The sequence below is a fragment of the Nocardioides sp. genome (genome assembly GCF_025965415.1).
GTDB lineage: Bacteria > Actinomycetota > Actinomycetes > Propionibacteriales > Nocardioidaceae > Nocardioides.
Genome location: NZ_JAOPWY010000090.1, coordinates 1 through 24,987, shown reverse-complemented (window position 1 = coordinate 24,987; position 24,987 = coordinate 1). Strand labels below are relative to the sequence as shown.

Here is a 24,987-nt window from a genome sequence, read left to right as displayed (position 1 = left end):
CCTAGAGTCGGCGCATGCGCATGGTCGGGGGGCCGCCGGTGGCGATCGGCCTCGGCTCGGCTGCCCTCGTGGTCCTCCTCACCGGTCTCCACGACACGGTGCCGGCCGGTCCGGGCCCGGCCTCACTCCCCGAGCAGCTGGCGTCCTACTCCCACCTGACCGGCAGCGTCTCCTCCTCCCCACCGGGAGCGGCGGTCGCGCTCTACCAGCACGGCTTCGGGGTGGAGTTCATGGACTTCCCCCAGGCGGTGGTGCTGGGCGCTGGCGGTGACGTCTACCGGCGCGTCGACGCGGCGGAGGGACGAGCGGGCACCGAGACGCAGGGCGACCCGGCGCCCATGCTGCTGTCCCCCGACGGCACGAAGGTCGCCGTCGGCGACCACGTCACCGACGAGCCCGACGTCGTGGTCGTCGACCTCGTCACCGGGGCGACCTCGAGCCACCCGCTGCCGACCGGCCGCAGCGTCGTGCCGGTCGCGTGGTCGAGCGACGGCCGCACGCTGGCACACCTGCTGTCCCCGGCACCCACGAGCCCCTACTCCGGTGGGCGGATCACTGGGGACGTCGGGCTGCTCGACCTGTCCGACGGCAGCACGACGGTGCTGGAGGAACGGACCGCCGTCGCAGCGGCCTTCGCCCCCGACGGCTCCGAGCTCGCGGTCGAGCGGACCGGCACCGCGGACCGCATCTCCGTCGTCGACCTGAGCACCGGGGCCCGGCGGAGCGTCGAGGCGGACGGCGTGCTGGCCGGGCCGGCCGCCTGGTCCCCCGACGGACGGCTGCTCGCCACCACGACCACGAGGCCCGACATCGCGCCGGCCGGCGGCGAGTCCCCCGGCACCCCCACGGGCCTGGCGTTCGTCGACGCCACGGGTGGTGGCGCCGACGTCCCCGCACCGCTCCAGCTCCCCCTGTCCGGTCCGGGACGCGTCCTGGGGTGGGGCGGGCCCGAGGAGGTCGTGGTGCTCCTCGACCCGGCGACCGACGCCCCCTGCTGCGGATCGGACACCCTGACGGTGTCCGGCGTCCCGCTCGACGGGACCGGGCACCGGACCCTCATGCGCATCTCCGACCAGCTGAGCTACGGCGTCGGTCGCTTCCAGCTGGCCTCTGCCACCGTCAGCGATCTTCGGGTGGTCGGACCTGCCGAGGTCGATCGCGGCCCGTGGCCACTCCCCTGGCGCGGTGGCGCGGCACTGCTGGTCGGACTGGTCACCTGGCTCGGCTCACGCTGGGCCCTGCGGCGCTGGGACCCGTCCGCGGCATCGGCGTCGGACGGCGAGCCGGGTCACGGCCCGGCGTCGATGACCCGTCGGACCTCGGCGAGGTCGAGGTCGTAGGGGCCGATCCGGGTCAGCACCCACGAGGCACCGCGGTCGAGCCACGGGGTGACGTCCTGCTCGGGCTGCAGGTCGACCACCACCTCGAAGCCCGGGGCGGGCCGGTGCTCGGCGAGCTGCCCACCCAGCGCGTCGAGGTCGGCGGGCCCGTCGAGGCCGATGACGAAGAAGCCGTCGTACCTCGCGGCGCGGCGCAGCGGCGCCCGGTTGCCAACCGCCCCGCCAGCCAGATCGGCACGTCGGGGGCGGGGAGGAAGCGGACGTCGCGGGCGGCGTAGTGGTCTCCCGCGTGGTCCACCACCTCGCCCGCCAGCAGCGCGGTCAGCACGTCGAGCCCCTCGTCGAGCATCCGGCCGCGGACCTTCGGGTCCGGCTCGTCGCCGAAGGCGCCGAACTCCCCCACCCAGTCGTCGCCGAGCCCCAGGCCGAGCACGAAGCGCCCACCGGAGAGGACGGCCAGGCTGGCCGCCTGCCGGGCGAGCACCTGGGGACGGCGCCGCGGCAGCGGGGTCACCATCGGCCCGAAGAGCAGGCGCTCGGTGCGCATGGCGACGGCGGCGCAGCACGTCCACGGGTCGGCGATCTCGGTCACGCGCTCGCCGTACTGCAGGTGGTCCCACAGGAAGAAGCCGTCCCAGCCTGCCGCCTCGGCGGAGGCCGCGAGGTCGCCGACCACTCGGGGGTCGGCCAGGACGTCGAAGGGGGCGACGAAGAGCCCGCGGCGTGTGGTCATGTCGTCGATCATGCCGCTGCGGTGATGAGTTCTGCCGCGCAGCCGTCATACCTACGACACGATGAGACGAAAGGGATGAACGTGATGGGTGCCATGGCGCAGCTGGAGGAGCAGGACGTGAGCAGTCTGGGTGAGGCGGACGAGGCGGAGTTCACGGCGTTGGCGGAGCGACACCGCCGGGAGCTCCACGTGCACTGCTACCGGATGCTCGGGTCGTTCGAGGACGCCGAGGACACCGTGCAGGAGACCTTCCTCCGCGCGTGGCGGCGGCGCGAGACCTTCGAGGGCCGCTCACGTTCCGGGCGTGGCTCTACCGCATCGCCACCAACGCCTGCCTGGACCTCCTCGCCCGGCGACGCCCGGAGGCCGCCTCCGGCGGCGAGGTGCTGTGGCTCCAGCCCTACCCGGACCGGCTGCTCGACGCGCTGCGCGCCGACGACACGGACGAGCCGGAGGTCGTGGCCGTCGCGCAGGAGACGATCGAGCTGGCCTACGTGGTCGCCGTCCAGCACCTCGCGCCACGCCCGCGGGCCGTGCTCCTGCTCCGCGACGTGCTCGGCTGGCCCGCCAAGGACGTCGCCGACCTGCTCGGTGACTCCGTCCACTCCGTCAACAGCGCGCTGCAACGTGCCCGCGCCGGCATGCGCGAGCACCTCCCCGCCGAGCGTCAGGACTGGACCGGCAGCGACGACACCGGCACCCGCGAGCTCGTACGCCGCTACGTCGACCTCGGCGTGGCCACGGACATCGACGGCCTCGCAGCCATGCTGCGCGACGACGTACGGTGCTCCATGCCGCCGACTCCGGGCCTGCAGCTGGGGCGCGCCGCCGTCGTGGACGAGTGGGTCGACAGCGGCTTCGGCGACATGACCGGACTGCGAGCCGTCACCACCACCGCGAATCGGCAGCCGGCCGTCGGGTTCTACCTCTGGCGCGAGGGCGAGGGCGCCTACCTGCCGCTGACGATCGACGTCCTGCGCGTCACGGGTGGGGCGATCACCGAGATCACCACCTTCCACGCCGACCAGTTCCCGCGGCTCGGCCTGCCGGGGCGGCTGCAGGCCGACGGCTCGGAGGCGGACCGATGATCCGCAGGCTCGTGGTCCCCGGCCTCCTGGCGACCGTGGCGGCCAGCGTGGTCACCGCTCTCGTAGCCGCGGTCGCCCGGGCCGCCGGGGTCGAGCTCGAGGTGGGCGATCCCGGCGAGCAGATCCCGGTGTCCGGGATCGCCGTGGTCACCGCGTTCTTCTCCGTCGTGGGTGTCGCCCTTGCGGCCGCGCTCCTGCGGTGGAGCGCCCACCCCGCAGAGCGGTTCGTGCAGGCGGCGCTGGCCCTCACCGCACTGTCGCTGGCCCCACCAGTCCTCTACGGGACCGGCGCAGCCGCCGTCGGCACCCTCATCGGGCTGCACCTCGTCGCCGCGGCCGTGATGATCCCGGTCCTGGCGGTGAGCCTGAACCGCCCGGCGGCCTCACGGGGTCACGGCGGCTGACAGGAGCGCGGCGGCTCCCGGCCCGATCCCGTCGACGGCGTCGACCCGGTGCCACAGCAGGCGCAGGAGCACCTCGGCCCTGTCGCGTACGACGACCGGCTCGCCCTCACCGAGGACGAGGTCGCCGTCGACGTCCGCCGCGACCAGCCGCACGGCATGGCCCCACGGCTCGACGCGTCCCACAGGTGCAGCGTGGTCTCGTGGACCTGGCGCCGCCGCCAGAAGCCCGCCGTGGGATCGCTGACGTCGAGGGTCCAGGCCGGTGCGTGCGCCGGTGTCGTCGTGAGCACGTCGACCAGCCTTGCGGCACTGTCGCGGTACCAGGCGGCCAGTCCCGCGCCCTCGTCGTCCGGCGGCTCGGGCCGGAGGTCGGGACGGCCCGCCACCACGGCATGGGCCGCCCACTGGTGCACGCCGCCGAGGTGGACCACCAGGTCGCGCAGCGACCATCCCGGGCAGAAGGTCACCCGGGCGTCGGGGTCGGCGCCGGCGACGAGGTCGGCGAACCGGTCGGTCTGGGCGCGCAGCAGGCCCAGCCAGTCGGGGCCGGTGCCGGTCACGGGTCCTCCTGCGGGTGCTCGACGAACGCTCGGGTGCCGTGCCCGTGCCGGGGCGTACTCTCCCAGAGCATGACCCCGGTCCGACGTTGGTGCGTCGTCGCGCTGGCCGCGGTGCTCCTCGTCGCCGCCCCTGTCGCCGTCCGCTGGCTGCCCGCGGGGAGCGCAGACGCGAGTGGTGCCACCCTGCTGGCGCAGGCGCGCACCGCCACCGATGGCTCCTGGTCGGGTGCGGTCGAGCTCGACGGCACCCTGCAGCTCCCGGACGCCGACGAGTTCAGCGGGATCGCGACCCTGTTGGGGGACCACACGAGGCTGCGGGTGTGGTGGCAGGACGCCGAGCACTGGCGCGTCGACCGACTCCTCCTCACGGGCGAGACCGATCTCGTCCATCACGGCGACACCACGGTGGAGTGGTCCTACGAGCGCGACCGGGTCACAGTCAGCCACGACCCGGACATCCGCCTGCCCCGCGCCGGCGACCTGCTGCCGCCGGTGCTCGCCGAACGGCTCCTGCGTGGGGTGTCGGCCACGGACACGACCCGGCTGCCCGCGCGCCGGCTGGCCGGCAGGAGTGCCGCGGGCCTGCGCGTCCGACCGCCCTCCCCGCTCTCCAGCATCGACCACGTGGACCTCTGGTCGGACGGCGCCTCGGGTGTCCCGCTCCTCGTCGAGGTCTACGCCACGGGCTCGTCGTCGCCCGACTTCACCTCTCGCTTCACCGACTACTCCCCCGCGCCGCCGCCGAGCGACACCCTCACCTTCGTGGCGCCTCCCAGCGCCGACGTCAGGTACGACGACGTGCTGGACATCGCGGACGCCGCCAACCAGTACGCACCTGTCCGTCCGCCCGAGGCAGTCGCCGGGCTGCGGCAGACCGACGCGTCCGACGGTGCCGTTGCCGTCTACGGCGAGGGCACGGCCCAAGTGATCGCCATCCCCCTGCGGGACCGGGAGGCCGACGCGTTCCGTGAGCAGATGGCACTCACACCGGGGGTCGAGAAGGACCGGCTGCGGACCCTCGTCACCCTGGGGCCGCTCGGTGTGCTGCTGACCGGCGCCGACGGCGACGGGGGCTGGTTGCTCGCCGGCACCCTCACCCGGGACGCCCTCGAGCGCGCCGGTCAGGACGTGCTGTCCGGGTTCGCGTTCCTGGACGAGGCCCGGTGAGCGGCGACTCGGGAGTCATCCGGACCGAGGGGTTGACCAAGCAGTTCGGCCGGGTGACGGCCGTGGACGACGTCGACCTCGACGTCCGTGCGGGCGACGTCTACGGATTCCTCGGCGCCAACGGCTCCGGCAAGACCACCACCGTGCGGATGCTCCTCGGGCTCGTCCTGGCCACCGCCGGGACCATCGAGGTGCTCGGCGCGGCGATGCCGGCCTCCGGACGGGACGTCCTGCCGCGGGTGGGCGCCCTCGTGGAGGGCCCGGCCGCGTATCCGCACCTCTCCGGGCGGGCCAACCTCGCGCTGATCGACGCCAGCGGACCCGACGGCGGACGCCGGTCCCGGGACCATCGCATCGCGAGTGCCCTCGAACGTGTGGGCCTGGCCCGGGTCGACGACCGGGCGGTGCGCGCCTACTCCCTCGGCATGCGTCAACGGCTCGGCCTGGCCGCGGCGCTCCTGCGGCAGCCGCGCCTGCTGGTCCTCGACGAACCCACCAACGGACTCGACCCGCAGGGGATCACCGAGGTCCGCACGCTGCTGCTCGACCTCAACCGGGAGGGCACCACGGTCTTCCTCTCCAGCCACCTGCTCAGCGAGATCGAGCAGATGTGCACCCGGGTGGGGGTCCTGGACGGAGGGCGGCTGGTCCTGCAGGACGACCTCGCCGCGCTCCGCGGCCCCACTGGTCGCACCGAGGTGCGTACGCCCGACGTGGTCCGCGCGCGCGAGCTCCTCGACGAGACAGTGGAGGAGCACGGTGACGGAAGGCTGCTCGTGCGGGCCACCGACCCGGCCCAGCTCAACGCCCGGCTGGTCTCCCACGGTGTGCGGGTGACCCACCTGGCCGCTGAGCACCGGAGCCTCGAGGACGTGGTGCTGGCGGCCACGACGTCGGGGACCGACAGGTTCGGCCGGGACGGGGCGGCAAGGTGATCCGGGCCGAGCTGACCAAGCTGCTGCGGAACCGCCGCACGTGGGCCACGATCGTCCTCATCGACGCAATGCCCACCCTGGTGGCCGTCCTGCTCGCCCTCACCGACCTCGGTCCGCGGCCCGGGACCGGGCCGGCGTTCCTGTCGGCCGTGCTCACCGACGGCACCCTGTTCCCGCTCGCGGCCCTCGCCCTGGTGCTCCCGCTCTTCTTGCCCATCGCGGTCGCGATCACCGCCGGTGAGGCCATCGCCGGCGAGGCCCAGCAGGGCACCCTGCGCTACCTGCTGATCCGTCCGGTCGGGCGCACGCGCCTGCTGCTCGCCAAGCTGGTCTCGGTCATGGCGTTCGTGGTGGTGACCGTCCTCGTCGTGGCGGTGACGGCGTACGTCGTCGGGGTGACCCTGCTCGGCAACGACACCGTCACGGTCACCGGGGCGACGACGAGCGTCTCGGGCACCACCCTCTCGACGCCCGAGCTGGTCGCGCGCACCGGCCTCGCCTTCGGCTACGCGATGCTCTGCATGCTCGGGGTGGCCGCCGTCGCACTCTTCTTCTCCACGACCGCCCGCACACCCCTCGGCGCCGCGCTCGGCGCGATGATGGTGCTGGTCGCCTCCACGCTCCTGCTCCCGCTGGACGCGGCCCAGGCGCTGCAGCCCTACCTCCTCACGCGGCACTGGCTGGCCTTCGTCGACCTGTTCCGCGACCCGATCCTCTGGAAGGACGTCGTCAAGGGCGTCCTCGTCCAGGCGGCGTACGTCGTGGTGTTCGTGGGTGCCGCCTGGGCCAACTTCATGACCAAGGACATCACCGACTGAGTCGGCGGCTCACCCCGTGCACACCGACGCGTCCGGCACGACCGGCTCCCCGGTGCCGAGGGCGGACTCGACCATCGCGATGACGGCCGGCGTGCGAGGAACATCGGGGTGCTCGACGGTGAGACCGCTGCAGACGCTCTGCACCGCATAGCCCAGTGCACCCTCGAGGTCGCCGGACTCGGGGGGCACGACCGTGCCGTCGTCCTCGGTCCACAGCACCACCCACTCGGGGCCCGCGGGCGTCTCGTCACCGGCGTTCAGCCGTCGCAGCAGGTCGGAGTCGGGATCCAGCTGCTCGCACGCCACCGGGCACGTGCGGGTGCCCAGCGCGAGAGCCAGCGCGGCCAGGTCGGTGCCGTGGTGGGGGGAGGACAGCGTCACAGCGCGGCGGACGGTGGATCCTCCGCCGAGGTCCGCGACGTAGAGCCGGAGCACGACACCGCCGGCCGAGTAGCCCACGACGTCCACCGACGGGGCCCCCGTCTCGGCGAGCGTCGCGTCGACCACCTCGGCGAGGTGTGACGCCGCCTCCCGCAGGTCTCCGGTGCCCGACCCGCTCGCCGCGACGATCCGGACGTCACGCCCCTCGGCCTCCAGCACGTCACCGAGCACCTCGAGCGACGTCGTCGACCCTCCGTAGCCCGGCACGAGCAGCACCGGTCCGACCCGATCCTGGGCGACCGGCCGCACGGCCGGGTCGCGGCGGAGCAGCGCGACCCCGGTCGCGGTCGCGACCGCGATCACGAGCAGCACGGCGATGGCGAGAGCGAGACGTCGCCGGGCCGGGGACAGGGACGCCAGGACGCGCGGGACCACCCACCCAGTGTGCCTCGGAACGCCCCGCGGTCCGTCGCGGTCTACCGGGCCCTGACCACGCGGCCCTCGTCCCACACCGGGCCGTCGGACTCGTAGACCTCGCCGTCGGCGCCGTAGACCAGGAAGCGGTCGAAGCCGCGGGCGAACCAGCGGTCGTGCGTCACCGCGAGCACCGTGCCGTCGAAGGCCTCCAACCCGGCCTCCAGGGCCTCGGCGGACTGCACGTCGAGGTTGTCCGTGGGCTCGTCGAGCAGGAGCAGGGTGGCGCCGGAGAGCTCGAGCAGGAGGATCTGGAAGCGCGCCTGCTGCCCGCCGCTGAGCGACTCGAACTTCTGCTCGCCCGCGTGCGCGAGCTCGTAGCGGTCGAGCACCCGGCTGGCGGCCTCCCGACCCATCCCGTCGCGGTGGGCGTCGCCGCGGTGGAGGATCTCCAGCAGGGTGCGCCCGAGAAGCTCGGGGTGCTCGTGGGTCTGCACGAACCAGCCCGGTCGCACGCGCGCGCCGAGCTTGGCCTTGCCGGTGTGCGGCACGGGCGTGGGGGGCGCGCCCACGGGCTGGTGCTCGATGTCGGGGTCGCTGCCGCCGGCGGCGAGGAGTCGCAGGAAGTGCGACTTGCCCGACCCGTTGGAGCCCAGGACGGCCACCCGCTCGCCGTACCAGACCTCGAGGTCGAAGGGCCGCATCAGGCCGGTGAGCTCGAGGTCGGTGCAGACCACGGCGCGCTTGCCCGTGCGACCGCCCTTGAGCCGCATCGTCACCTGCTGCTCGCGCGGCTGCTCGATCGGGGGTCCGGCGTCCTCGAACTTCTTCAGCCGCGTCTGCGCGGCCTTGTACTGCGAGGACATGCCGTCGTTGTACTCCGCCTTGATCTTGAGCCGGAGCACGAGCGCCTTGATCTTGGCGTGCTCCTCGTCCCAGCGGCGGCGCATCTCCTCGAAGCGCTCGAAGCGGTCGCTGCGGGCCCCGTGATAGCTCGCGAAGCCCCCGGGGTGGGTCCACACGAGGTTGCCCGCGCTGCCGAGCTCGACGGTCACGATGCGCGTCGCGGTGTTGTCGAGCAGCTCGCGGTCGTGGCTGATGAACAGGATCGTCTTGGCCGACTCGCGGATCCGCCCCTCGAGCCAGATCTTGCCCGGCACGTCGAGGTAGTTGTCGGGCTCGTCGAGCAGCAGGACCTGGTCGGGGCCGCGCAGGAGGTACTCCAGGACCAGGCGCTTCTGCTCGCCGCCGGACAGCGTCGAGAGCAGCCGGTGGCGGGCACGGTCGAAGGGCAGCCCCATCGACGAGGTCGTGCACACGTCCCACGTGACCTCGACGTCGTAGCCACCGGCGTCGGCGTAGTCGGACAGCGCGGTGGCGTAGGCCATCTGGGTGCGCTCGTCGTCGGTGTCCATGAGGGCGAGCTCGGCGGCGTCGACGGCCTCGGCCGCAGCGCGTACGGCGGGTGGCGCGACACTGAGCAGCAGGTCGTGGACGGTCTCGTCGCCGCCGCCGTGGCCGACGAACTGGCGCATCACGCCCAGCCCACCGGAGCGGGTGACGACGCCGGCGTGGGGCGTGAGGTCACCGGTGACGATCCTCAGCAGGGTCGTCTTGCCGGCCCCGTTGGCGCCGACGAGGGCGACCTTCTGGCCGTCGCCGACCCGGAAGCTGACGTCGTCGAGCAGCACTCGCCCGTCCGGCAGCTCGTAACGCACTCCAGCGACATCCACGTGACCCACAAGGCGGCATTCTCCCCTGCCGCCGCCGTGTGCGTCTCCCCGTTATCCGGCGCGATGCGTCCCCTGCACGGGCCTGACCCCCGGACTCCGGGACGACATGCGGTCTAGACCACAACTAAGGTGCAGGTCATGGCGTCCACCACCTCGGCAGAGCAGACCACCGTCCCCCGTTGGCGCATCATCGGCCCCGGCCTCGTCGTGGCCGCGACCGGTGTCGGCGCGGCCGACCTGGTCGCCACCCTCATCGCCGGCCAGAAGTTCGGCTACACGCTGCTGTGGTGCGTGGTCGTCGGGTGCGTCATGAAGATCGTGCTGGTCGAGGGCGCAGGGCGCTACTCGCTCTCGACGGGACGCACGATCTTCGAGGGCTGGCGCTCTCTGGGCATCTGGACGACGTGGTACTTCGCGCCGTACATCGTGATCTGGGGCTTCGTCTACGGAGCCGCCGCGATGGCCGGCACCGGTCTCGCGCTCGCCGGCCTCACCGGCGTCCTGTCGGTGACCTGGTGGGGCATCATCTCCGGCCTCATCGGGCTCGCCCTGGTGTGGACGGGGCGCTACAGCACGTTCGAGAAGGTGCTGGCCGCCCTCGTGGGCCTGATGTTCATCACCATGGTCGGCGCCGCGCTGCTGACGCTGCCCAACGTCCCCGAGCTGCTGACCGGCCTCGCTCCCCGCATCCCCGACGGGGGCCTGGTCAACACCCTCGCGCTCGCCGGTGGCGTCGGTGGCACCATCACGCTCGCGGCCTACGGCTACTGGCTGCGCGAGAAGGGCTGGTCCACGCCGTCCTACATGCGGGTCATGCGCATCGACAACACCGTGGCCTACGTCGTCACCGGCATCTTCGTGCTCGCCACGCTCGTCGTCGGCGCGCCGAGCTGCTCTACTCCACGAGCGTGGCCATCGAGGAGGGCGACGCCGGACTCGTCGACCTCGCCGTGGTGCTCCAGGACCGCTACGGCCAGTGGGCCGGCAAGGTCTTCCTCGTCGGCTTCTGGGCGGCCGCGATGTCGTCGTTGGTCGGCGTCTGGAACGGCGTGAGCCTGATGTTCGCCGACTTCGTGACCATCGTGCGCGGCGGTGCGAGCGAGGACGCGGACGCCCGCGCCGGCGGCAAGTGGTACAAGGCCTACATCCTCTGGCTGACCTTCCCGCCGATGGCGATGCTGTTCCTCGGCAAGCCCGTCTGGCTGATCCTCGCCTACGGCGTGCTCGGTGCGTTCTTCATGCCGTTCCTCGCCGTCACCCTGCTGTGGTTGCTGAACACCGACCGGACGCCGGCCGAGTGGCGCAACAAGCTCCACTCCAACGTGCTGATGGCCCTGTGCGCGCTCGCGTTCGTCGCGCTCTGCGTCAACGAGGTGCGCAAGGCGATCGACGCGGCGCTCTGAGGCTCAGGCGCCCGTCGGGTGCCTGACCCAGACGTTCGGCTCGACGTAGACGGCGGTCCCGTGCTCGGCGTCGCACATCACCGGCGCGAGCGCCCCGGGCACGACGACGGGGCCGGTGCGGTCGAAGGGCAGGCCGGTCCACTCCCGCCACTCCTCGACGGTGCCGGGGATGACCATCGAGCGTGGCGCCACCCGGTCGATGCGGCCGCCCACCCTCACGTGCACCCGCAGCCAGGGATCGACCGGCAGGCCGTCGTCGCGGGTGCGGAAGGCGTACGCCGTCATGGGCTCGTGGACGTCGGTCTTGCCGTTGGGGCGCACCGGTGCGAGCAGCTCGGCGAACCCCAGCCGGGCGGCGTTGTCGCGCAGCGCGGCAAGCATGACGCTCGACAGCCCGGTGCCCTGCAGCGCGGGCTCGACGGCGATCTCCGCGGCCGTGATGCCATCGGGGGTCTCGCCCCAGATCCTCGTCAGCAGCGCGTTGCGGAGCGCGAAGTCCCACCCGGCGTCGGGCAGGTCGCCGTCGGGGAGCTGGAAGGACGCGGAGAACGCCTTGGCCACGATCCGACCGGTCGCGTCGAGGCCGACCAGGACGTGGTCGAGGAAGTACTCCTCGAGGCACGAGTAATAGGCGTTGCCGATCGGGTCGTGCTTCATGTACTCCGGCCACGACGTCTCCATGTCCCAGAAGACGGCCATCAGCTCGGGACGCTCGGCCAGCGTGACGATCTCCAGCTCCATGCTGAGATCATCTCGCCGGCCGCAACCGATTTCGACGACTCAGAGCCGTTCGGCCACCCGTCGCGCAGCCACCTGCAGGACCTCCCAGGCGGTCGCGAAGGGCGGGGCGTAGGCCAGGTCCATCCAGGCGAGGTCATCGACCGTGCCACCCGCCCACAGCACGGCCGCGGCCGCATCGATCCGCTTGCCCGCGCCGGCGCCGCCGACGACCTGCACGCCGAGCAGGCGGCGCGTGGTGCGGTCGGCCATCACCCACAGCGCGATCGGCGCCGCCTCGGGCATGTAGCCGCTGGCGGTCGTGCCCTCGGTGACGAGCGCGACGGGGTCGAAGCCGGCCGCCTCGGCGTCGCGGTGCGACAACCCGGTGCGGGCGATCTCGAGGTGGACCTCGCCCAGGGCGAAGCGGGTGATCGAGGTGTCCACCATGCCGTCGAACGTCAGCGAGCCGCCGGCCAGGGTGTCGCCCAGCGCCCGCCCGTGCTTGGTGGCGTAGGTCCCCAGCGGCCGGAAGACCCACTGGTCGTCGATCCGGCGACGCACCTCGCAGCAGTCCCCCGCGGCCCAGACGTGGTCCGCGACGCGGCCGTGCGGGTCGGGTCGCAGCGCGCCGTTGTCGGCGCGCTCGAGGCCGGAGCCGTCGAGGAAGGCGGTCGCGGGGCGGACGCCGATCGCGACCACGACCAGGTCGGCCTCGCGGCTCCCGCCGTCCCAGTGCACCCCGGTCACCCGGTCGCCGTCGGTCTCCAGCCCGGTCACCTCGGCCCCGAGCACCACCTCGGCGCCGGCCTCGCAGAGGCCCGCGTTGACACGCTCCGCCATCTCGTCCTCGAGCATCGACATGCCCCGCCGACGTGTCAGGACGGTCACCCCGAAGCCCCGCCGCAGCGCGCTCTCCGCCACCTCCACGCCGACGTAGCCCGCTCCGACGACGACCACGTGCGCGCCGTCGCCGGCCGAGTCGAAGCGCTCCAGCCACGCCGCGCCGTCGTCGAGGGTCTTGACCGCGCCCACCCCGTCGTACGTCGTGCCGTCGGGCCGCAGCGCCCAGTCGGGGACGACCGCGGGCGAGCCGGTCGCGACGACCAGCTCGTCGTACTCCACCACCTCGCCGGAGCCGGTGGTGACCGTGCGTGCAGCCAGGTCGGCGGCGACCACCTCGGTCTCCATCCGGAGGTCGATCCCGGCGGCCCGGTGCTCGCCTGCGGTGCGCGCGACCAGGTCGTCGCCCGACTCGACGTCGCCGGCCATCCAGTAGGGGATCCCACACGCGCTGTACGACGTGTGCGTGCCGCGGTCCAGCACCGTGACCGCGAGCTCGCGACCGGTGCGCCGTGCCGTGCGGAGCGCCTGGTGTGCCGCCGACATCCCGGCCGCATCGGCTCCGACAACCACGACCCGGGTGACGCCGCTGCCCCTGGTCATTCCTCGGTCTGCTTCGCCCACAGGTTGATGCCCGACTCGACGGCGTAGCGGTCGATCTCGGCCAGCTCGTCCTCGGTGAGCGGGGGCGCCGCGAGCGCGTCGAGGTTGGTGTCGAGCTGCTCGACGCTCGACGCACCGATCACCGCGCTGGTGACCCGGGCGTCGCGCAGCACCCACTGCAGCGCGAGCTGGGCGAGCTTCTGCCCGCGGCGCTCGGCGATGGCGTCGAGCGCGCGCACGCGGTCGAGGACGTCGTCGTCGAGCCCGGTCAGCGTCGAGTCCTCGCGGGCGGCACGCGAGTCCGACGGCACGCCGTCGAGGTAGCGGTCGGTGAGCAGCCCCTGCGCGAGCGCGGTGAAGACGATGCAGCCCATCCCCTGCTGCTCGAGCTCGTCGAGCAGGCCGCCCTCGATCCAGCGGTTGAGCATCGAGTAGGACGGCTGGTGGATCAGCAGCGGCGTGCCGAGGTCGCGGGCGATCGAGGCCGCCTCCTGCGTCTTCGCCGGCGAGTAGGACGAGATGCCGGCGTAGAGCGCGCGGCCCGACCGCACCGCGGTGTCGAGCGCGGCCATGGTCTCCTCGACCGGAGTCTCGGCGTCGAAGCGGTGGCTGTAGAAGATGTCGACGTAGTCGAGCCCCATCCGGGCCAGCGACTGGTCGAGCGAGGCGAGGACGTACTTCCGCGAGCCGCCTCCCTGGCCGTAGGGGCCGGGCCACATGTCGTAGCCGGCCTTGGTCGAGATCACCAGCTCGTCGCGGTAGGGCGCGAAGTCGTCGGCGAGGTAGCGCCCGATGTTCTCCTCGGCCCGGCCGTAGGGCGGTCCGTAGTTGTTGGCCAGGTCGAAGTGGGTCACGCCGCGGTCGAAGGCGCGGCGCAGGATCGCCCGCTGCGTCTCCTCCGGGCGGTCGGTGCCGAAGTTCTGCCAGAGGCCGAGCGAGAGGGCCGGCAGCTTGAGCCCGCTGCGCCCGGTGGAGCGGTAGTGCATGCCGCTCCCGTCGTCGTACCTGTCCTGGGCTGCCACGTATGCCATGGCCCCATCCTGCCCGGTCGGCCTGCGGGTCACCTCCGGGGAGGGAACGGGGTGATACCGGATGGCGGATTCCGGTGCCGGGGGCGTCTACTTTGGGGCATGGCTCCCTCGATGCGTGGCACGGCCCTCCGCCTGGCGGTGTCGTCTGCACGGCGGGTGCCGGGCAGCATCCGGTTCCCTCTCCAGCGCGACGGGGTGCAGCCCGTGGCGGCGCTCGACGCGAGTCGCGACGGCGGCGACGTCGTCCAGCTGGCGCGGCTCCTCGGCACCCGCGTCTGGCTGGTCACGGGCTACGACGTCGCCCGCGAGGTGCTGGCCGACTCCGAGTCCTTCGCCAACGACGTGCGCCACATCATCGGCCGACAGGGCCGCGCCCCGGCCGAGCGGATCGGAGGGCTCGGGATGACCGACGCACCCGACCACGGGCGGCTGAGGGGGATCCTCACTCCCTACTTCACCCGTCGACGGCTGGCCGACCTCCAGGGCGACGTGGACCGGGTCGTCGGTGCCGCCCTCGACGACATGGAGGCCCACGCACCGGAGGTCGACCTGGTCGAGCGGTTCGGGTTCGCCGTGCCGTTCGGCGTGATCTGCGACCTGCTCGGGATGCCGGCGGTCGATCGCGACGAGTTCCGCCGTCACGGCGCGGCCCGCTTCGACCTGAGCAACGGCCGGTCGGGGATCTTCGACACCGCGGCCGGCACCCGGCAGTTCCTCATCGACCTGGTCGCCTCCGAGCGCCTCGCCCCGCACCTGCCCGACGGCCTTCTCGCGCGGATGGTGGCCGAGCACGGAGCCGACTTCGACGACGTCGAGCTCGGCGGCCTGGCCGACGGCGTCTTCCTGGGCGGCTACGAGACCAGCGCCAGCATGCTCTCCCTCGGCACCTGGGTCCTGCTCCAGCACCCGCCCGCGTGGGAGATGCTCCGGCGTGGGGACCCTGCTGAGGTCGACCGCGTGGTCGAGGAGCTGCTGCGCTTCGTCTGCCCGGTCCAGGTCGCCTTCCCCCGCATCGCGCGGCGCGAGCTGCAGGTCGGCGAGCGCACGGTGCGCGCCGGCGACGTGGTCGTGGTGTCGCTGACCGGCGCCGGCCGTGACCCGGCCCGGCACGAGGACCCGGCCCGTTTCGACCCGACCACGGCATCGGCGGGCATCCTCGCGTTCGGGCACGGGCTGCACCGCTGCGTCGGCGCCGAGCTCGCCCGGATGGAGCTGCGCACCGCGCTGGTCGCCCTGGCGCGGCGCTTCCCCGACCTGTCGCTCGCCTGCGACCCGCGCGACCTCCGCTTCACCGAGCTGGCGATCGTCCACGGGGTCGAGGCGCTGCCCGTGTACCTCGGCTGATTCCCACTCGGTGCCTACGCTGGGACGCGTGGCAGGCCGGTCCGGTGTCCTCCTCGCCGCGGCGGCCGTCGCGGTGACCTCGGCGTGCGCATCCGACGACCCGAGGCGTCCCGCCCCCGCCGAGCGTCGTACGACGTCCACGGCGACGCCGTCGCGGACCGCCGCGCCGACGCCGACGCCGAGCGCCACCCCGACACCCGAGCCGACGCCGGAGGCGGCACCCGAGCCGCGTCGCTCCTTCCTCTCCGTCCCGGCGATCGGCCTGCGCGACTTCCCTGTGGTGCGCTACCGCGGCTCGCCCGACGACGCGCCCGGCACCGCCCTCCAGAACGCGGGCGAGATGGCGTCGCCGCGCGGCCCGCGGGGCGGGACGGGGCCCGGCGAGGTGGGCAACTTCATCGTCACCGGGCACAGGCTCACCGGCACCGCTCCCCTGCGCTACTCGCCCTCGCTGCGCCGGGGCGACCGGATCCGGGTCCGCAGCGGTGACACGGTCTTCGTCTACGAGGTCCGGCGCACCCGCTGGACCTCCTTCCGGCAGCCGGAGTCCCTGCGCGCGCAGCGAGCCGCCGTGCCCGGGCGGCCCGGTGAGGCCGCGACCCGGGCGATGATCACGCTCTCCACGTGCGCCACGCTCGAGGACCACGCCGTCGGCAACTACTGGTCCGACGAGTTCGACAACCCCGAGCACCGCATCGACAAGATCGGCGTCCTGGTCGCGACCCGGCCGGCCTGAAATCGCCTTGCCCGCCCGGCGGGCGGCACGGTGGAATGCGCGGCATGGAGCAGACCTGGCGGGAGCCCGCCTTCGTGGCCGCCGCCCACGGCTGGATCGACGCGCAGCTGTCCGTGCTCGGACTGACCCGCACGGGCGAGGTCGAGCAGCCCCACGTCACCGACTGGTCGACGGTCATGCGGGTGCCCACCGCCACGGGCCAGGTCTGGTTCAAGGCCAACGACGAGGCGTTGGCGCACGAGGCCGCCGTCCTGCAGCTGGTCGCCTCGCGGTCGGAGGGCCGGGTGCCGCCGCCGCTCGCCCGGGACCCGCGCACGGGCTGCATGCTGCTCGCCGACGCCGGGCAGCGGTTGCGCGACGTGATCCCCGAGGAGCGCAGCCTCGCGCGGTGGTACGACGTGCTCGGGGCCTACGCCCGCGTCCAGCTCGCGTGCGAGGACGACGTCGACGAGCTCCTCGACCTCGGCCTGCCCGACCGTCGGCTCACCACGCTGCCCGGGGCGTACGCCGCCCTGCTGGCCGGGCTCGACGACGTCGACCCGCGGCTGCCCGGCGCGGAGGCGGTCCAGGACCTCTGCGACCGCCTCGCCGCCTTCGGCATCCGCGAGACAGTGCAGCACGACGACCTCCACGACGGGCAGGTGTTCCTCGGGTCCGGGGTGCACCAGGTCCTCGACTGGGGCGACGCGTGCGGCTCCCACCCGTTCTTCACGCTCGCGGTGACGCTCGAGGGGGTGATCTCGTGGGGCGTCGACGACGAGGAGGGCTCCGAGGACCTGGGGCCACACCTCGCGGCGTACCTCGGCCCCTACGAGGAGCGCTACGGCGCCGATCTCGGCGAGGCGGCGCGGATCGCGATGCGTCTGGGGTGGGTGTGCCGGGCGATCAACGGCGCGCTGCCGCAGGACCAGGCCCACACCCACGTCCGGCTGAAGATGTTCCTCGACGGGGCGCCGTGATCAGCCCCGGCGCGTCTCCAGCACCCGGAAGCCCTTGCTGCTCGCGAGCCGCCGGGTCGGCCACCCCTGCTCGGTGAGCCACCGCTGCATGGAGTCACCGCCGAGGTTCTTGCCGATCACCGTCACCATCCGGCCGTTCGGCGACAGCCGCGGGAGCCAGGTGAGCAGCAGCTCGCGCAGCGCCTCCTTGCCGATGCGGATCGGCGGGTTGGACCAGATCTCGTCGAAGACCTGGTCGCCCGGCACCTGGTCGGGGGTGCAGGCCACGAAGCGCGGGTCGAGGCCGGCCCTTCGCGCGTTGTCGTTGGCCAGCAGCAGCGCGCGCTCGTTGACGTCGACGCCGATCACCGAGGCCAGCGGCACGGCGGCCGCGATCGCCAGGCCGATGACGCCGTAGCCGCAGCCGAGGTCGAGGAACTGCCCCTGCACCGGCGGCTCGAGCTCGCGGAACAGCACGGCGGTGGCGTGGTCGAGGTGACCACGGCTGAAGACCCCCGAGCCCGTGTCGAGCGTCAGCGTGCTGCCCCACAGCTCGGCGGTGAAGCTCTCCCGCTCGAAGGGGACGCTCGGGTCGGCGGAGAAGTAGTGCTCAGGCATCGATCGCCTCTCGTCGGGCGCGGGTGCGTTCGGACTGCGCGGCCAGCTCGGCGTCGTCGGGATAGCCGACCTCCTCCAGCGTGAGGCCGTGCGGGTGTACGACGTGCACGCCGGCGTCGCGGCGCCGGCCGGCCATCACCTCGGCCGGCCACGAGCCCGGCCGGCGTCCCTCCCCCACAGCGATCAGGCTGCCGACGAGGGCGCGGACCATGTTGTGGCAGAACGCGTCGGCGCGGACCGACCCGACGACGAGGCCGCGCTCGTCGCGGCTCCAGGCCAGCTCGAGCAGCGTGCGCACCGTGGTGGCGCCCTCGCGCTGCTTGCAGAAGGCGGCGAAGTCCTGCAGCCCGATCAGCGGCGCGGCGGCGGCGTTCATCGCGTCGAGGTCCAGGGTGCGACCCCAGGTGAGGACGTGCCCGCGCAGCAGCGGGTCGGCCACCGCCTGCGCGTCGGCGATCCGGTAGGCGTAGCGGCGCCAGATCGCGGAGAAGCGGGCATCGAAGCCGGGCGGGGCCTCGGACACCCGTCGTACGCGCAGGTCGGGCGGCAGGATCCCGTCGACGCGACGCGCCAGCGCCTCCAGCGGCGGCGTGGTCAGGCGGCCCGCCGAGGCGGCCACCACCTCACGGTCGACGTCGAGGTGCGCCACCTGCCCGCGCGCGTGCACGCCGGAGTCGGTCCTCCCGGCCACGACCACGCGCGCCTCGGGCAGTCGCAGCGCCGTGGCGAGGGCCGACTCGAGGGTGCCCTGGACGGTGCGCAGGTTGGGCTGGGTGGCCCACCCGGAGAAGTCGGTGCCGTCATAGGCACAGTCGATCCGCAGGCGCACGGAGCGATCCTAGGTCGTCACGAGCGCCCGGCCCCGCACGGGTTCGGGCCTAGGCTGGTCCCCTGATGGCCAGGTTCCGGATGCTCGTCCGCGGGGCGGCGGTGCTCCTCGCCGCGTCTGTCTCGACCGCGACGACGGGAGCGCTGCCGGTCCCGCACGCCGCGGCCGTGGTCAGCGTCGTGGTCGCGGGCGACGGGGACACCGACGGCGACGGGCTCCCGGACACCGGCGACGGCTGTCCCACCGTGGCCTCGACCAACCCCACCGGCTGCCCGACGGCACCGCGCCGGGCGGCGCTCACGTGGCTCGGGGGCGCGGCACGGCTGCAGGTGCAGGTCACCTCACCGGTGACGTCCTGCGCGGCCCGGGCACGCCTCGTCCTCTGGCGGGTGCGGGCCGACCGCGACGTCAAGCTGGCCGGCGTGATCGCCTCGCGTCACGGGCGCCACCGGTTCCGGGTCCCGCGCGGCGCGACCTACTACGTGACGGTGGCGCCGTCCTACAGCTCCGGTGAGGCCGAGTGCGCCAAGGCGGTCTCGCGAAGGGTGCGCGTCCCCCGGTCCTGACCGCGGCGCCGGCCTTGTTCAACCTATGGGTTGACAACGGACCGGGCCGCGTCCTACCTTTATTCAACCAATCAGTTGAAGAAGGTGCTCCGTGACCGACCAGCTCTCGCGCGTCTTCGCCGCGCTCGCCGACCCGACCCGCCGCGACATGGTGGCCCGCCTCACCGAGGCCGACCACACGGTCAACGACCTGGCCGCGCCGTACGACGTGAGCCTCCAGGCCGTCTCCAAGCACCTCAAGGTGCTCGAGGACGCCGGCCTGGTGACCCGGACGCGGGAGGCGCAGCGCCGGCCCGTGCACCTGGAAGCCGAGGTGTTCGACCTCATGACGAAGTGGATCGAGCGCTACCGCCGGCAGGCCGAGGAACGCTTCGCGCGACTCGACGCCGTGCTCAAGCAGCTGCAGGACGACACGACCGACACCCACACCACACCGCAGGAAGGAACCGCATCATGACCACCGTGCAGACCCCCACCACCCGCTACCCCGAGGCCGCCATCCTCGCCGACGAGCACGTGCCCGCGGTCCACATCTGGCGTGACTTCGACGCCTCGCCCGCGCAGCTGATGCGGGCCCACACCGACGCCGAGCTCTTCGCCCGGTGGATCGGTCCCGACTCGTTGACCACGCGCATCGACGAGTGGGAGTGCCGCACCAACGGTGCCTACCGCTACGTCTCGCGACGCGGCGAGGAGGAGTACGCCTTCCGCGGCACCTTCCCTTTCGTCGGCGAGGACAAGATCGTCCAGACCTTCACCTGGGAGGGGATGCCGGAGGCCGTGGCGCTCGAGACGATGACGTTCGAGGACCTCGGCGACGGCCGCACCCGGCTGCACGGCTTCTCCATCTGCGACTCGTTCGAGGCGCGGGACCAGATGCTGGCCAGCGGCATGGAGACCGGCATCCACGAGGGCTACGCCAAGCTCGACCGGATGCTGGCCGAGGGCTCCCTCTGATGGCACTCCCCGAGTCCCCGGCCGCCCGCCACGCAGTGGTGGCCGGGGAGTTCTCCCGGCTCGTCGAGGGCACGGCCGACTGGGCCGCCCCGGCGCCCGTCGACGGGTGGACGGCCCGCGACGTCGTCGACCACCTGGTGACGTGGCTCCCCGGGTTCCTGGCCGCCGGCGGTGTGGGGCTCCCCGCCGGCCCCTCCGCCTCGGACGACCCCGCCGCCGCGTGGCGCCACCACGCCGACGCCGTCCAGGCCCTGCTCGCCGACCGAGCCGACGAGGAGTTCACCCACCCCTACGTCGGCACGCACCCCCTCGCCCAGGCGGTCGACCGGTTCTACGTCTCCGACGTCTTCATGCACTCCTGGGACCTGGCCCGGGCGGGCGGGCAGGAGGCCCGCCTCGACGAGGACTTCGCCGGCGAGCTGCTCGGCGGGATGTCGGCGATGGAGGACGTGCTCCGCGGCTCCGGCCAGTACGGCCCCGCCGTGGCCGTGGCCGCCGACGCGCCGGTCGTCGACCGGTTGATGGGCTTCGTGGGCCGTGATCCCGCGTGGCGGTCACCCGCCTGAGGCTCGCCCCGGCCTCATAGGGTCGGGGGATGCACTACGTCGTGTACGGCGCGGGCGCCGTGGGTGGGGTCATCGGCGGACGGCTGCACCGCGCCGGCCTGCCGGTGACGCTGGTGGCCCGCGGCGCGCACCTCGCTGCGATCCGGGCGGCGGGCGGCCTCGTGCTCGACGCCGGCGACGGCCGGCGCCTCGTCGACGCGCCGGCGACCGACACCGCCGCGGAGGTCGGCTGGACCGACGACACCGTCGTCGTGCTGGCGGTGAAGTCGCACCAGGCGGCCGACGCCCTCGCCGACCTGCGTGAGCACGCCCCACCCGACGTGGGCGTCGTCTGCGCCACCAACGGCATCGCGACCGAGCTCGCTGCCCTGCGGCTCTTCGCGCGGACGTACGCCGTCTGCGTGATGCTCCCCGCGACCCATCTCGAGCCCGGCGTCGTCGTCGCGGCGTGCCACCCGACCCCGGCGATCCTCGACATCGGCCGCATCCCCACGGGCACGGACGCCACCACCGCAGCGGTCGCCCACGACCTGCGTGCGGCCGGCATCGCGTCGGAGGAGCGCGCCGACATCATGGCGTGGAAGCGGCGCAAGCTCCTGATGAACCTCGGCAACGGCGTCGACGCCTCCTTCGCGCAGGGCGAGGCCGCCGACGAGCTCGCGGGCCGCGCGGTCGCCGAGGGCGAGCGGGTGCTGACCGCGGCCGGGGTGTCGCTGGTGAGCGCCGAGCAGGACGCGACGCGCCGCGGCGACATCCTCCGGCGACGCCCGGACCTCGAGCGGCGCGGTGGCTCGACGTGGCAGAGCCTGAGCCGGGGCACCGGGGACTCCGAGATCGACTACCTCTCCGGGGAGGTCGTGCTCCTGGGCCGCCTCCACGGCGTCCCCACCCCGGCCAACGAGGCCGTCGTCGCCGCCACCCGGCGCCTGTCGTACGCCGGCGGCGCGCCGCGCAGCCTGGACGCGGCCGCCGTCCTCGCCGACCTCTGATCCCCCGCGGGCGGTGGTGGAGCCACCTTCCGCCGCCGCGAACGGTGGCTGGACCACCGCGTACGTCGAGTCGGCGTACGCCGCGCCCGCGAGCGGTGGTGGAGCCACGTTCCGCGGCCGCAGAACGTGGCTGGACCACCGCTCAGAGAGGCGCCGGACAACGCACGAGGCCCGCCATCCCCAGGGGGTGACGGGCCTCGTGATGATGCGTGGATCAGGCCTTGGACTCGTCCTCGGCGGCGGCCTCGTCGGCCGGCGCCTCGGTGGTCTCGTCGACCTCGGTCTCCGTGGTCTCCGTGGCCTCGGCCTCCGTGGCCTCGGCCTCGGGGGCCGCGGTCTCCGTGGCGGACTCCTCGGTCTCGACGACCTCGGTCTCCTCGGCAGCCGGCGCAGGAGCGGCAGCGGCCTCGGTCTTCCTGGTCGAGGGAGCCTTGGGGCTGTAGGCCTCGGTCACCAGCTCGATGATCGCCATGGGGGCGTTGTCGCCCTTGCGCGGACCGATCTTGGTGATGCGGGTGTAGCCACCGGGACGCTCCGCGAAGGTCGGCGCGATGTCGGTGAACAGCGTGTGGACGACCGACTTGTCACGGACGGTCTTGAGGACCTCGCGACGGTTGTGCAGGTCGCCACGCTTGGCCTTGGTGATCAGCTTCTCCGCGACCGGGCGCAGCAGGCGTGCCCGGGTCTCGGTGGTGGTGATCCGGCCGTGCTCGAACAGGGCCGTGGCCAGGTTCGACAGCATGAGGCGCTGGTGGGCCGGGCTGCCGCCGAGGCGGGCGCCCTTCTTGGGCTTGGGCATGAGATGCCTTCCTTCTCTCGGGCCGTGTCAGGTACCCGGGTAGACGACCGGCGGACGCCGGTCGGTTTGTCAGAGCTGCTCGTCCTCGATGAACGCGTCGTCGTCGTCGTCGCCGTAGGCGGCGAGGGCGGCGTGCGGGTCGAAGCCGGGAGCGCTGTCCTTGAGCGAGAGGCCCATCTCGACGAGCTTGGCCTTCACCTCGTCGATGGACTTGGCACCGAAGTTGCGGATGTCGAGCAGGTCCTGCTCCGAGCGCGAGATGAGCTCACCCACGGTGTGGATGCCCTCGCGCTTGAGGCAGTTGTAGCTGCGGACCGTGAGCTGCAGGTCCTCGACCGGCAGGGCCAGGTCGGCGGCGAGCTGCTCGTCGACGGGCGACGGGCCGATGTCGATGCCTTCGGCCTCGACGTTGAGCTCGCGAGCCAGGCCGAAGAGCTCGACCAGCGTCTTGCCGGCCGAGGCGATCGCGTCGCGGGGACGGATCGACGGCTTGGTCTCGACGTCGATGACGAGCTTGTCGAAGTCGGTGCGCTGCTCGACACGGGTGGCCTCGACCTTGTAGGTCACCTTCAGAACGGGGCTGTAGATCGAGTCGACCGGCATGCGGCCGATCTCGTTGTCCGCGCCCTTGTTCTGCACGGCCGAGACGTAGCCGCGGCCACGCTCGACGACGAGCTCCATCTCCAGCTTGCCCTTGTCGGACAGCGTGGCGATCTTGAGCTCGGGGTTGTGCACCTCCACGCCGGCGGGCGGCGTGATGTCGGCGGCGGTGACGTCACCGGCACCGGACTTGCGGAGGTACATCACGACGGGCTCGTCGTGCTCCGAGGAGACGACGATGCCCTTGAGGTTGAGGATGATCTCGGTCATGTCCTCGGTGACGCCCTCGATGGTCGAGAACTCGTGGAGGACGGAGTCGACCTTGATGCTGGTGACCGACGCACCGGGGATCGAGCTGAGGAGCGTACGGCGCAGCGAGTTGCCGAGCGTGTAGCCGAAGCCGGGCTCGAGGGGCTCGATGACGAACCGCGAGCGGAACTCGTCGACGGTCTCTTCCGTGAGGGTCGGGCGCTGAGCGATGAGCACGGAGTATTTCCTTTCGGGATCCACCCACTATTTGACGGATCCGAACCATGAGGTTGGTGTGGAAGAGGGGTGTCAGTGGCCGCCCGGAGGCGGCCACTGACGGTTGATCACTTCTTCGAGTAGTACTCGACGATGAGCTGCTCCTGGACCGGGACGTCGATCTGCGCCCGGATCGGAACCTGGTGCACGAGGATGCGCATCCGCGACGGGATGGCCTCGAGCCACGCCGGGACGTGGCGCTCGCCGTGGGTCTCGCGAGCCACGATGAGCGGGGTCAGCTCGAGCGACTTCTCGCGCACGTCGATGATGTCGTGGTCGCTGACCTGGAAGGACGGGATGTCGACCTTCTTGCCGTTGACCAGGAAGTGACCGTGCACCACGAGCTGGCGGGCCTGGCGACGCGTCCGGGCGAAGCCGGCGCGGTAGACCACGTTGTCGAGGCGGCACTCGAGGAGCTGCAGCAGGTTGTCACCGGTCTTGCCCTGGCGACGGCTGGCTTCCTTGTAGTAGCGGACGAACTGCTTCTCCATCACGCCGTAGGTGAAACGAGCCTTCTGCTTCTCACGGAGCTGCAGCAGGTACTCGGACTCCTTGATGCGACCGCGGCCGTGCTGGCCGGGAGCGTAGGGACGCTTCTCGAAGGCGGCGTCGCCGCCGACGAGGTCGACACCGAGACGGCGCGACTTGCGGGTCATGGGGCCGGTGTAGCGGGCCATGTCAGTCTCTCTTTCTCAGTCTCGGGTCAGACGCGGCGGCGCTTGGGAGGCCGGCATCCGTTGTGGGGGGTGGGCGTGACGTCCTGGATGGTGCCGACCTCGAGGCCGATGGCACCCAGCGAACGGATCGCGGTCTCACGGCCCGAGCCCGGACCCTTGACGAAGACGTCGATCTTCTTCATGCCGTGGTCCATGGCGCGACGGCCGGCGGCCTCGGCGGCCATCTGGGCGGCGAACGGGGTCGACTTGCGCGAGCCCTTGAAGCCGACGGTGCCGGCGGAGGCCCACGAGATGACGGCGCCGGTCGGGTCGGTGATGGTGACGATGGTGTTGTTGAACGTGCTCTTGATGTGGGCTTCGCCCTGAGCGACGTTCTTCTTCTCCTTGCGGCGGACCTTGGTCGCGCGGCTCTTGGGAGGCATTGACTAACTCCTGATGAGGTCTGGTCTGGAAGCTTCGGGGACGAGGATCAGCGCAGTGCGCAGATCACTTCGCCTTCTTCTTGCCGGCGACGGTGCGCTTCGGGCCCTTGCGGGTGCGAGCGTAGGTCTTGGTGCGCTGACCGTGCACGGGAAGGCCGCGGCGATGGCGGACGCCCTGGTAGCTGCCGATCTCGACCTTGCGGCGGATGTCGGCGGCCACCTCGCGACGGAGGTCACCCTCCACCTTGAAT

Annotated in this window: 30 protein-coding genes and 1 pseudogene; 17 read left to right on the top strand and 14 right to left on the bottom strand. The window is 72.7% G+C overall.

Translation table 11 applies throughout. The annotated features are described in order from the left end of the window. The first annotated feature begins 14 nt into the window (after positions 1-14). Positions 15-1,340 (top strand): hypothetical protein, encoded by a 1,326-nt coding sequence (locus tag JWN97_RS09640; RefSeq protein ID WP_297621759.1) that lies wholly within the window; start codon positions 15-17, stop codon positions 1,338-1,340. 13 nt (positions 1,341-1,353) lie between these two features. On the opposite strand, the gene JWN97_RS09635 is transcribed toward JWN97_RS09640, so the two are convergent. Beyond that, the gene (locus JWN97_RS09635) at positions 1,354-2,073 is read right to left on the bottom strand and encodes an LLM class flavin-dependent oxidoreductase (protein WP_297621757.1); all 720 of its coding nucleotides are present in this window, start codon (positions 2,071-2,073) and stop codon (positions 1,354-1,356) included. A gap of 24 nt (positions 2,074-2,097) precedes the next feature. Here JWN97_RS09635 and JWN97_RS21210 point away from each other — a divergent pair. The 3 genes and pseudogenes from JWN97_RS21210 to JWN97_RS09625 all read left to right on the top strand — a co-directional run. Continuing rightward, a pseudogene (locus tag JWN97_RS21210) lies at positions 2,098-2,313 on the top strand (hypothetical protein); the annotation flags it as partial. A gap of 20 nt (positions 2,314-2,333) precedes the next feature. Further along, positions 2,334-3,161 carry an RNA polymerase subunit sigma-70 gene (locus JWN97_RS09630; RefSeq protein WP_297621755.1) on the top strand — a complete coding sequence of 276 codons (828 nt, stop codon included), beginning with the start codon at positions 2,334-2,336 and terminating at the stop codon, positions 3,159-3,161. Then, complete coding sequence (locus tag JWN97_RS09625; RefSeq protein ID WP_297621753.1) at positions 3,158-3,565, top strand: DUF6069 family protein; 408 nt, start codon at positions 3,158-3,160, stop codon at positions 3,563-3,565. Before JWN97_RS09630 ends, JWN97_RS09625 begins: the two co-directional genes overlap by 4 nt. Here the strand turns inward: JWN97_RS09625 and JWN97_RS09620 are convergent. Beyond that, positions 3,553-4,125, bottom strand: coding sequence for a maleylpyruvate isomerase family mycothiol-dependent enzyme (locus JWN97_RS09620; protein WP_297621751.1), 573 nt, complete (start codon positions 4,123-4,125; stop codon positions 3,553-3,555). The two genes, JWN97_RS09625 and JWN97_RS09620, sit on opposite strands and share 13 nt — an antisense overlap. Positions 4,126-4,194: 69 nt before the next feature. Here JWN97_RS09620 and JWN97_RS09615 point away from each other — a divergent pair, with 69 nt between their 5' ends. The 3 genes from JWN97_RS09615 to JWN97_RS09605 are packed head-to-tail and all read left to right on the top strand — an operon-like array spanning position 4,195 to position 7,045. Then, a complete protein-coding gene (locus JWN97_RS09615; RefSeq protein ID WP_297621749.1) occupies positions 4,195-5,292 on the top strand; it encodes a hypothetical protein in 1,098 nt (365 codons plus the stop codon). After that, complete coding sequence (locus tag JWN97_RS09610) at positions 5,289-6,227, top strand: ABC transporter ATP-binding protein (RefSeq protein ID WP_297621747.1); 939 nt, start codon at positions 5,289-5,291, stop codon at positions 6,225-6,227. Before JWN97_RS09615 ends, JWN97_RS09610 begins: the two co-directional genes overlap by 4 nt. After that, positions 6,224-7,045 carry an ABC transporter permease gene (locus tag JWN97_RS09605; RefSeq protein WP_297621745.1) on the top strand — a complete coding sequence of 274 codons (822 nt, stop codon included), beginning with the start codon at positions 6,224-6,226 and terminating at the stop codon, positions 7,043-7,045. Before JWN97_RS09610 ends, JWN97_RS09605 begins: the two co-directional genes overlap by 4 nt. 9 nt (positions 7,046-7,054) lie before the next feature. On the opposite strand, the gene JWN97_RS09600 is transcribed toward JWN97_RS09605, so the two are convergent. Together JWN97_RS09600 and JWN97_RS09595 are read right to left on the bottom strand one after the other, a co-directional pair. Continuing rightward, the gene (locus JWN97_RS09600; protein WP_297621743.1) at positions 7,055-7,861 is read right to left on the bottom strand and encodes an alpha/beta fold hydrolase; all 807 of its coding nucleotides are present in this window, start codon (positions 7,859-7,861) and stop codon (positions 7,055-7,057) included. 41 nt (positions 7,862-7,902) lie between these two features. Next, on the bottom strand, positions 7,903-9,582 hold the full coding sequence (locus JWN97_RS09595; protein ID WP_297621741.1) for an ATP-binding cassette domain-containing protein: 1,680 nt from the start codon (positions 9,580-9,582) through the stop codon (positions 7,903-7,905). A 129-nt stretch (positions 9,583-9,711) separates the two neighbouring features. On the opposite strand from JWN97_RS09595, the gene JWN97_RS09590 reads away from it, so the two are divergent. Both JWN97_RS09590 and JWN97_RS09585 read left to right on the top strand, forming a co-directional pair. After that, positions 9,712-10,626, top strand: a complete 915-nt coding sequence (locus JWN97_RS09590; protein ID WP_297621739.1) for an Nramp family divalent metal transporter — start codon at positions 9,712-9,714, stop codon at positions 10,624-10,626. Then, positions 10,524-10,976, top strand: coding sequence for an Nramp family divalent metal transporter (locus tag JWN97_RS09585; protein WP_363321273.1), 453 nt, complete (start codon positions 10,524-10,526; stop codon positions 10,974-10,976). The genes JWN97_RS09590 and JWN97_RS09585 overlap by 103 nt, the downstream gene beginning before the upstream one ends. A gap of 3 nt (positions 10,977-10,979) precedes the next feature. On the opposite strand, the gene JWN97_RS09580 is transcribed toward JWN97_RS09585, so the two are convergent. Genes JWN97_RS09580 through mgrA form a run of 3 tightly spaced genes read right to left on the bottom strand, consistent with a single transcriptional unit; the run spans position 10,980 to position 14,170 of the window. Continuing rightward, positions 10,980-11,717, bottom strand: a complete 738-nt coding sequence (locus JWN97_RS09580) for an N-acetyltransferase (protein ID WP_297621737.1) — start codon at positions 11,715-11,717, stop codon at positions 10,980-10,982. Between the two features lie 39 nt (positions 11,718-11,756). Continuing rightward, positions 11,757-13,139, bottom strand: a complete 1,383-nt coding sequence (locus JWN97_RS09575; RefSeq protein ID WP_297621735.1) for an FAD-dependent oxidoreductase — start codon at positions 13,137-13,139, stop codon at positions 11,757-11,759. After that, positions 13,136-14,170 carry an L-glyceraldehyde 3-phosphate reductase gene (gene mgrA / locus JWN97_RS09570; protein WP_297621733.1) on the bottom strand — a complete coding sequence of 345 codons (1,035 nt, stop codon included), beginning with the start codon at positions 14,168-14,170 and terminating at the stop codon, positions 13,136-13,138. The genes JWN97_RS09575 and mgrA overlap by 4 nt, the downstream gene beginning before the upstream one ends. 99 nt (positions 14,171-14,269) lie before the next feature. On the opposite strand from mgrA, the gene JWN97_RS09565 reads away from it, so the two are divergent. Genes JWN97_RS09565 through JWN97_RS09555 form a run of 3 tightly spaced genes read left to right on the top strand, consistent with a single transcriptional unit; the run spans position 14,270 to position 17,209 of the window. Continuing rightward, the gene (locus JWN97_RS09565; RefSeq protein WP_297621720.1) at positions 14,270-15,514 is read left to right on the top strand and encodes a cytochrome P450; all 1,245 of its coding nucleotides are present in this window, start codon (positions 14,270-14,272) and stop codon (positions 15,512-15,514) included. A gap of 28 nt (positions 15,515-15,542) precedes the next feature. Next, entirely contained in the window at positions 15,543-16,250 is a 708-nt protein-coding gene (locus tag JWN97_RS09560) for a class E sortase (protein ID WP_297621718.1), read from the top strand. 44 nt (positions 16,251-16,294) lie between these two features. Beyond that, positions 16,295-17,209: a phosphotransferase gene (locus tag JWN97_RS09555; RefSeq protein WP_297621716.1), complete on the top strand. Its 915-nt coding sequence runs from the start codon at positions 16,295-16,297 to the stop codon at positions 17,207-17,209. Here the strand turns inward: JWN97_RS09555 and JWN97_RS09550 are convergent, their stop codons facing one another. Both JWN97_RS09550 and truA read right to left on the bottom strand, forming a co-directional pair. Continuing rightward, entirely contained in the window at positions 17,210-17,806 is a 597-nt protein-coding gene (locus tag JWN97_RS09550; RefSeq protein WP_297621714.1) for a methyltransferase, read from the bottom strand. Further along, entirely contained in the window at positions 17,799-18,635 is an 837-nt protein-coding gene (gene truA, locus JWN97_RS09545) for a tRNA pseudouridine(38-40) synthase TruA (RefSeq protein ID WP_297621712.1), read from the bottom strand. Before truA ends, JWN97_RS09550 begins: the two co-directional genes overlap by 8 nt. Positions 18,636-18,700: 65 nt before the next feature. Here truA and JWN97_RS09540 point away from each other — a divergent pair, with 65 nt between their 5' ends. The 5 genes from JWN97_RS09540 (at position 18,701) to JWN97_RS09520 (ending at position 21,713) form a co-directional block, all read left to right on the top strand. Beyond that, the gene (locus tag JWN97_RS09540) at positions 18,701-19,201 is read left to right on the top strand and encodes a hypothetical protein (RefSeq protein ID WP_297621710.1); all 501 of its coding nucleotides are present in this window, start codon (positions 18,701-18,703) and stop codon (positions 19,199-19,201) included. Positions 19,202-19,292: 91 nt separating this feature from the next. Continuing rightward, positions 19,293-19,658, top strand: coding sequence for a metalloregulator ArsR/SmtB family transcription factor (locus tag JWN97_RS09535; RefSeq protein ID WP_297621708.1), 366 nt, complete (start codon positions 19,293-19,295; stop codon positions 19,656-19,658). Then, complete coding sequence (locus JWN97_RS09530) at positions 19,655-20,158, top strand: SRPBCC domain-containing protein (protein ID WP_297621706.1); 504 nt, start codon at positions 19,655-19,657, stop codon at positions 20,156-20,158. Before JWN97_RS09535 ends, JWN97_RS09530 begins: the two co-directional genes overlap by 4 nt. Next, on the top strand, positions 20,158-20,724 hold the full coding sequence (locus JWN97_RS09525; protein WP_297621704.1) for a TIGR03086 family metal-binding protein: 567 nt from the start codon (positions 20,158-20,160) through the stop codon (positions 20,722-20,724). Before JWN97_RS09530 ends, JWN97_RS09525 begins: the two co-directional genes overlap by 1 nt. 29 nt (positions 20,725-20,753) lie before the next feature. After that, entirely contained in the window at positions 20,754-21,713 is a 960-nt protein-coding gene (locus tag JWN97_RS09520; protein WP_297621702.1) for a 2-dehydropantoate 2-reductase, read from the top strand. 214 nt (positions 21,714-21,927) lie between these two features. On the opposite strand, the gene rplQ is transcribed toward JWN97_RS09520, so the two are convergent. The 5 genes from rplQ to rpsM all read right to left on the bottom strand — a co-directional run. Next, positions 21,928-22,512 carry a 50S ribosomal protein L17 gene (rplQ, locus tag JWN97_RS09515; RefSeq protein ID WP_297621700.1) on the bottom strand — a complete coding sequence of 195 codons (585 nt, stop codon included), beginning with the start codon at positions 22,510-22,512 and terminating at the stop codon, positions 21,928-21,930. A gap of 69 nt (positions 22,513-22,581) precedes the next feature. Next, positions 22,582-23,598: a DNA-directed RNA polymerase subunit alpha gene (locus tag JWN97_RS09510; protein ID WP_056599781.1), complete on the bottom strand. Its 1,017-nt coding sequence runs from the start codon at positions 23,596-23,598 to the stop codon at positions 22,582-22,584. 107 nt (positions 23,599-23,705) lie between these two features. Further along, the gene (gene rpsD, locus JWN97_RS09505) at positions 23,706-24,314 is read right to left on the bottom strand and encodes a 30S ribosomal protein S4 (RefSeq protein WP_091198223.1); all 609 of its coding nucleotides are present in this window, start codon (positions 24,312-24,314) and stop codon (positions 23,706-23,708) included. Between the two features lie 26 nt (positions 24,315-24,340). Next, a complete protein-coding gene (gene rpsK / locus JWN97_RS09500) occupies positions 24,341-24,736 on the bottom strand; it encodes a 30S ribosomal protein S11 (RefSeq protein WP_056906616.1) in 396 nt (131 codons plus the stop codon). 64 nt (positions 24,737-24,800) lie between these two features. Continuing rightward, positions 24,801-24,987 (bottom strand): 30S ribosomal protein S13 (rpsM, locus tag JWN97_RS09495; protein ID WP_297621691.1); only part of this gene is annotated, 187 nt, incomplete at its 5' end.